This is a genomic window from Streptomyces sp. NPDC015532, assembly GCF_043078065.1.
Classification (GTDB): Bacteria; Actinomycetota; Actinomycetes; order Streptomycetales; family Streptomycetaceae; genus Streptomyces.
In genome coordinates this window covers 721843-728644 of sequence record NZ_JBIBSY010000003.1, presented here as the reverse complement: position 1 = coordinate 728644, position 6802 = coordinate 721843, and the positions used below count along the sequence as shown (strand labels likewise).

The window sequence follows — 6802 nt, the reverse complement described above, 5'->3', positions numbered from 1 at the left end:
GGGGGGGGGGCCGCGCGGCGCCCCCCCCCCCCCCGGGGGGGGGGGGGGGCGCCCCCCCCGGGGGGGGGGCCGCGGGGGGGGGGGGGGGCCCGCCCGCCCCCCCCCCCCCCCCCCCCGGGCCACCGGTCAGGCGTTGGGGTCGAACGTGATGCCGGCGGGCTTGGCCTTGGACAGGTGGGAGGCGAAGTTGCCGTCCTTCAGGCCGAAGGAGGCGCTGCCGAAGTTGTACGCGCTCAGCTTGTCGCGGAGCCCGGCGGGGTAGCCGTTCCAGCCGACCAGGGTCGGGAACTGCCAGGTGTGGTAGTGGTTCTCCGGCGGCTCGTCGTTCGTGTTGGCGGGCCGGAAGCAGTGTGTGCCGATGCCGTCCTTGTGGTAGACGACCTTGGGGTGTGTTCCGTCCCAGCGGATCTGGTCCCGGCCGTAGATGTTGAAGTTGCCGTGGGCCGAGGTGGAGACGTACTTGGCCTCGTTGTCCTGGACCCACACCACGACGTGCTCCCAGTCGTTGCGGTGCCCGCCGAGGCCGCTGCCGACGACGGCCTGGTCCTTCTCCATGTAGAGGCCGTAGATGATGGCGCACCAGCCGTTGTTGCACTTCTCGCGGGAGTACCCGTTGGTGTTGTCCAGGTCCCAGGAGTCGCGGCAGTGGCCGTTCAGGGCCCCGGAGGGGTTGAGGCCGGGGTTGACCGTCCCGTCGGGGCCGATGGCGGGGGTCGGGTAGCAGCCGTCGGTGTCGTAGTCGAAGGCGGGCTGGAACGTCGACTCCAGTGCGTCCGCGTTCCCGGGCAGGGCCGTGGGCGGGTCGGCGAGGGCGCTGCCCGGGAAGGCGACGACCAGCGCGACGGCGCTGCCGAGGATGAGCGAGGCCCTGCGGATCCGCGAGCTTCTTGTCACTGCTTTCCTCCAGATCGACCGCGACGTGGGGGCGGGGCAGACCAGGCGGTCGTCTTGGCATGCCCAGATCAGCTTTCCGGGCGTGTGAGGAAAACACCAGAGGCAGCGGGTGTCAGAGCGATGAAGGATCGACAACGGGGAGCGATGGAGCGCCCGTTGGGGATCGAGTGACCCATTGAGGAGGACAACTCACCTTGCTGTCAACGGGGTTGACGGCATGCATGACAAGTGCCGTGTTCGGTACGTCACTTCGCGAGCGGCACCGCGTCGAGCGCGTCGGCCACCTCGTCCTTACGGGGCCGGGCCGGCGGGACCCGACGGAGGCCGGGGCCGACGCCCCGGCCCGGTCCCGCTACGAGCCCGCCGTGGCTACGCGTCCTCGCTCCGCGGCTCCCAGCCCTCGTAGGCGGCCGTCAGCAGCCCGAGGACGCCGTTCGCCGTGACCTCACGGGGATTGGGGTAGGACTCGGCGGCGACCTGGGTCGCCGCGGATGCCAAGTCCACCTCCCTCAGACCGAGTTCGGCCAGCGTACGGGGAGCACCGAGGCCGCCCGCGAGCTCCCGCAGGGCACGGGGGACGTCCTCGGTGTCCATGGCCCGCGCCAGCACGGCGACCGCTTCCGGCGCGGCGGCCGCGTTGTGGGCGAGGGTGTACGGGAGGAGCACGGTGTGGGTCTCGGCGTGCGGCAGACCGAAGGTGCCGCCGAGGACGTGGCACAGTTTGTGGTGCAGGCCCATGGTCGTCGCACCGAGGCAGGAACCGCAGAGCCAGGCGCCGTAGAGGGCCCGGGCGCGGGCGCGCGGATCGCCGGGGTCCGCGGCCACGCCGGGAAGGGCACCGGCCATCGCCCGTACGCCCTCCTCCGCCATGAGGGAGACCAGCGGGGAGGCGTCGGGGGCGTACAGCGCCTCGACCGCGTGCGCGAGGGCGTTGACACCGCTGGTCACCGAGAGCGGGACCGGGAGGCCGAGGGTGAGATCGGGGTCGTAGACGACACAGCGCGGCTGTACGCGGGAGTCGCGTCCGGTGCGCTTGACCCCCTGCTCGGTCATGCCCCACACGGAGGTCATCTCGGAGCCCGAGTAGGTGGAGGGCACGGCGATCAGCGGCAGGCCGGTGCGCAGCGCGATCGCCTTGCCGAGGCCGATCGCGGATCCGCCGCCGACGGCGACACACCCGTCGGCGTCCGCCGCCCGCGCCACCTCGACGGCCCGCTCGGCGACCTCGCCGGGGACATGCATCCGGGCACCGGTGTGGACCCCCGCACAGCTGTCGCCGAGCGCGTCCGCCACCGCGTGCGCGGCGTCCGCGCCCCGGCTGCCGCACACCACGAGGACCCGGTGCAGCCCGAGCCGCGCGGCCTCCCCCGGTGTCGCGGTCACCGAGGCGCCGGGCCGGAAGACGACCCGGGCGGGCCGGGTCTCGTAGGTGAAATCGAGCGGGGCGCTCGGCGGGGTGGTCATGCCGACTCCAGGACGAGGTCGAAGCGGGCGTGCCGGAAGGGGTTCGCGACACCGAACTCCCGCGCCAGCGCGGGGTCGTCGGTCTCGGTGAAGTCCTGGACGAGACTCCTCTTCACGGCGAAGACGGCGTCCGAGTCCAGATAGGGGCTGCCGGCCACGAAGATGTGTGTGGTGACGGGAGTGTGACCCTCGGCCGAGGCGATGAAGTGGATGTGGGCGGGGCGCCAGGAGTGGCGGCCGGTGGCCCCGAGCAGGACGCCGACCGGACCGTCGGTGGGGATCGGGTACGGACTCGGCACACAGGTGCGGAACCGGAAACGGCCCTCGGCGTCCGCGGTGAAGAGCCCGCGGCCGTTGCCGGGCGGCTGGACGTCCGGCCGCTGGACGTCGTAGAAGCCCTGGTCGTCCGCCTGCCATACGTCGAGGACGGCTCCCGGCAGCGGCGTGCCGTCTCCGGACAGCACCCGGCCGCTGACCACGCACGGCTCGCCGGTGCCCACCAGGTCGATGGTCGCGCCGAGTTCGCGTGCGGGCGAGCTCGTCATGTGGAAGGGTCCGAGCACCGTCGACTCCGTCGCACCCGGGTCGCCGTGGCCGTTCAGGGTCTCCACCAGCATGGACACGCCGAGCACGTCCGACAGGAGGATGAACTCCTGCCGGGTGTCGGTGCACCTGTGTCCGGTCGCCGCGAGGAAGGCCATGGCGCTCTCCCACTCCGCGGTCGTCGGCCGGCTCTCGCGGACGAAGGCGTGCAGATGGCGGGTGAGCGCTCCGAGCAGCTCCCGCAGCCTCGGATCGGCCGTGCCCGCGAAACTGTCGACGACAGCGTCGGTGATCTGCGTGGTGCGTTCCCTGGCCATGCCGCTCCCGTGGTCCAGCCGGTCGTCGTCCTGCCGCGCCTGCCCAGGCTACGAGACCGGACGGTGCGCACCGCCCCGGGACGGCGAACCCCCGCGCCGTGTCCGGGTCACCGGGCCGCACCCTCGTGACCGAGGCCGGGGGACGCACGATGACCCTTTCCGTGGGGCATCGTTGACCTGGTGGATCACGCCCGCACCGGACGCACGGAAAGTATGATCAAGCAATGTCTGACTTGACCGAAACCACGCCCGGCTGGCTGTCCCGCGACGAACTGGAATCGGCCCGGGCCCGCATGCCGATCCTGTACGTCGAGGCCGTACCGGTGCGCGTCGACGACAACGGCGAAGTCACCCACGTCGGGCTCCTGCTGCGCATCGGTCCGGACGGGACGGTCAGCCGCACCCTCGTCTCCGGACGGGTGCTGCACCACGAGCGCGTCCGCGACGCCCTGCTGCGCCATCTGGAGAAGGACCTCGGCCCGGTGGCGCTGCCCCGGATCCCGGCCTCCCTTCAGCCCTTCACCGTCGCGGAGTACTTCCCGACCCAGGGCGTCACACCGTTCCACGACCCGCGCCAGCACGCCGTGTCCCTGGCGTACATCGTGCCGGTCACCGGCGACTGCCGCCCCCGGCAGGACGCGCTGGACCTGGTCTGGTTCAGCCCGGAGGAGGCCGCGACACCCGTGGTCACGGACGACATGCCGGGCGGTCACGGCGTTCTGCTGCGACAGGCGCTCGCGTACGTCGGACGTATCGCCTGACGCGGGGGCCGGCGCCCTCCGGGCAGCGGGGACGGGCGCGATCCCGTCAGGAGCGGCGGCCGGGCCCTCGACCCGCCCGGCACCGGACGGCCCCCGGCCGGCCACGACACGCCCGGGCGGATCCTCCAGCCGGCGTCCGGCACCAGCACTGGTCCGCCCGTGGTCGCCCCCTCGCCTCAAGGGCGGTGGCCGCGCGCCGCGCCCTTCATCGGGCGGGTACGACTCAACGGGAACCGGGCCTCATCGGCGCTCAGATCCGCGCGTCCTCGACGGGGAAGGGCACCGCGCACGGACGCAGGACCATGAGCGAGTCCTCCGGGGTCGCCACCATGGCGAAGGGGAACCGGTCGAGCTCAAGGCAGAGTGCGACGTCATCCGGATGGACACCCTGACGCACACCCGTCGCCAGCTCGTCGGCGGCGCGGGACCCGGCGGCGCGGCGGAGGAATCCGGCCGCGTCGGTACCGGCCCCGGCGGCCCTCCCGGCGATGTACTGAGCGCAGGCCAGATCCTCGTCGGCGCGGCCGTCCTCGCCGGTGACCACGAAGGTGACGCTGCCGCACCGGCGGGCCCGCAGGATCCGAGCGGTCGCCTCCGCCACCACGAAACCGGCGCACAGCACCAGCGACGCGTCCTGGACCGCGAGGGCGCCGACCGTCCCCGCCGTGGTCTTCTGCACGACGGTCCGTCCGCCGAGGTCGACGGACCGCAGCAGACCCGGTGAATTCACGAGGTCGAAGCCGGGGGCCGGCGGACCGTCCTTGAGCGCCACCCAGTCCGGGTGGCGGGCCTTGAGCGCCTGAGCCTCGGCAAGCGACTCCGCGAGAACGATCTTTTCCGCCCCGCGGTCGAAGGCCCAGGCGGCCACCGTGTAGGCGCGCATGACGTCCACCACGACCGCCACGGACGGGGTTTCGGCCAGTTCGGCGATGCCGAGGAAGCGAACGTCCATCGCGCCATGATCGCGCAGACCCGCCCCGAAGCTCGGGGAGAGTGACCCGCATCACATCGAAGGCCCTGGAGGTCCGAGCCCGACCCGGTGGGCACCGGCCGGGGAGATCCGGCGACAGCCGCGCCCGCGGAGCGGGCGTCCTGGCCATGAACAGCGGAAAGGCCGTTCCCGCGTCGGCGGAAACGGCCTGCGACCTGCGTTTCGGCAAGTCGGGACGACAGGATTTGAACCTGCGACCCCTTGACCCCCAGTCAAGTGCGCTACCAAGCTGCGCCACGTCCCGGTGCTCTCACCCGCGGTGACCCGCGTGATCGTGCGAACAGAACTTTACCCCACGCCGGGGGCTGCTCCGCAGGGGGAGCGGGGCGCGCGACAATCGGCGTATGACCGGGACATCTGAGACGCGACGGGCCGGCGGACGCGACCGGGACGCCGAGGGACGGGCACGGAACGCCCGGCCCCGTGACGGACTGGGACGCCCGCTGCCGTACGGCGCGGCCGGCGTCGAGCGAGCGCCGGAGGGCGTCGTACGCCGCCCCGAGGACACGGTCAGCGAGGCGCAGGCGCTGCTGGACGCGGGCAGGCCGTTCCACGCGCACGAGGTCTTCGAGGACGCCTGGAAGTCAGGGCCCGGGGACGAGCGCGGGCTCTGGCGGGGGCTGGCCCAGCTCGCCGTGGGGCTCACCCACGCGGCCCGGGGGAACGCGACGGGCGGCGCACGGCTGCTGCGGCGCGGGGCCGGAGCGGCCGAGGAGTGGGCGTCGGCGACCGGACGGGCGCGGCCCCACGGCCTGGACCTCGCGGACATCACCGGCTGGGCAAGGGAGTTGGCGGCCGTCGTGGAAGGCGACGGCCGACCGGTCGACCCGGCACGGGTGTCGCCGCGGCTGCGCGGCCGGGCCGCCTGACGAGGGCGCGCCCTGCCCAGGGGTGCCGGGGTCCGGCCGGTGCGTCCACTGTCAGTGGCGTGCGGCAGACTCTCGGTGTGCGAAAGATTCATGTCATCGGCATCGGAGCGGGCGACCCCGATCACCTCACGCTTCAGGCGGTCAAGGCGCTGAGGAGCACGGACGTGTTCTTCATCCTGGACAAGGGCGAGGTGAAGTCGGACCTCGTCCAGTTGCGCCGCGACATCCTCGACGCGCACCTGCCCGAGGGGGCGTACCGCCTGGTCGAGGCCCGCGACCCGGACCGGGACCGGACGGCGGGCGGCTCGGCGTACTCGCCGGCCGTCGGGGACTGGCGCAGCGCCCGCGCCGCCGTCTACGAACAGCTCATCGCCGAGGAGCTGGGCGAGGACGAGAGCGGCGCGTTCCTGGTGTGGGGCGATCCCGCTCTGTACGACAGCACGCTCGGCATCCTGGAGGAGATCCTGGACCGGGGCGCGGTGGCGTTCTCGTACGACGTGGTGCCCGGGATCAGCAGCGTCTCGGCGCTCGTCGCCCGGCACCGCACGGGGCTGAACCGGGTCGCCCGGCCGGTGCAGATCACCACCGGGAGGCGCCTCGCCGAGGGCTTTCCGGACGGGGTGGACGACGTGGTCGTGATGCTCGACGCCCATCAGACGTTCCGGCAGTACACGGACGAGGACATCGACATCTACTGGGGCGCCTACATCGGCACACCCGACGAGATCCTCGCCTCCGGTCCGCTCGCCGAGACGGCTCCCCGTATCGAGCGGTTGCGCGCCGAGGCCCGGGAGCGCAAGGGATGGATCATGGACACCTATCTGCTGCGCAGGAATCCGCGGGCGTAGCGCGCCGGGTGTGACGACGCGGCTCCGGGGCCGCGGCCCGGGGAACGCCTCCCCGTCGGTACACCGGGCGGGTCGCCCCGCATGCACGGGGAGCCCGCCGGTGTGAAGGTGGCGA

At 73.0% G+C, this 6802-nt stretch carries 7 protein-coding genes and 1 tRNA gene; 3 read left to right on the top strand and 5 right to left on the bottom strand.

Going from position 1 to position 6802, the window contains the following annotated elements:
* Positions 1-126: 126 nt before the first annotated feature.
* The 3 genes from ACF07B_RS14475 to ACF07B_RS14465 all read right to left on the bottom strand — a co-directional run bounded on the left by ACF07B_RS14475 (position 127) and on the right by ACF07B_RS14465 (position 3218).
* Positions 127-894, bottom strand: a complete 768-nt coding sequence (locus tag ACF07B_RS14475; protein ID WP_369485457.1) for an NPP1 family protein — start codon at positions 892-894, stop codon at positions 127-129.
* 369 nt (positions 895-1263) lie between these two features.
* Positions 1264-2358: a maleylacetate reductase gene (locus ACF07B_RS14470; protein ID WP_392179188.1), complete on the bottom strand. Its 1095-nt coding sequence runs from the start codon at positions 2356-2358 to the stop codon at positions 1264-1266.
* Complete coding sequence (locus ACF07B_RS14465) at positions 2355-3218, bottom strand: dioxygenase (protein ID WP_392179187.1); 864 nt, start codon at positions 3216-3218, stop codon at positions 2355-2357. The genes ACF07B_RS14470 and ACF07B_RS14465 overlap by 4 nt, the downstream gene beginning before the upstream one ends.
* Positions 3219-3442: 224 nt before the next feature.
* Here ACF07B_RS14465 and ACF07B_RS14460 point away from each other — a divergent pair, with 224 nt between their 5' ends.
* Positions 3443-3979, top strand: coding sequence for an NUDIX hydrolase family protein (locus ACF07B_RS14460; RefSeq protein WP_369485454.1), 537 nt, complete (start codon positions 3443-3445; stop codon positions 3977-3979).
* A gap of 250 nt (positions 3980-4229) precedes the next feature.
* Here ACF07B_RS14460 and ACF07B_RS14455 read toward each other — a convergent pair whose 3' ends face one another.
* Positions 4230-4931 carry a 2-phosphosulfolactate phosphatase gene (locus tag ACF07B_RS14455; protein ID WP_369485453.1) on the bottom strand — a complete coding sequence of 234 codons (702 nt, stop codon included), beginning with the start codon at positions 4929-4931 and terminating at the stop codon, positions 4230-4232.
* A gap of 209 nt (positions 4932-5140) precedes the next feature.
* Positions 5141-5214, bottom strand: a tRNA-Pro gene (locus ACF07B_RS14450).
* Positions 5215-5314: 100 nt separating this feature from the next.
* On the opposite strand from ACF07B_RS14450, the gene ACF07B_RS14445 reads away from it, so the two are divergent.
* Both ACF07B_RS14445 and cobF read left to right on the top strand, forming a co-directional pair.
* Entirely contained in the window at positions 5315-5839 is a 525-nt protein-coding gene (locus ACF07B_RS14445; RefSeq protein ID WP_392179186.1) for a DUF309 domain-containing protein, read from the top strand.
* 77 nt (positions 5840-5916) lie between these two features.
* On the top strand, positions 5917-6687 hold the full coding sequence (gene cobF / locus ACF07B_RS14440; protein WP_392179185.1) for a precorrin-6A synthase (deacetylating): 771 nt from the start codon (positions 5917-5919) through the stop codon (positions 6685-6687).
* Positions 6688-6802: the final 115 nt, after the last annotated feature.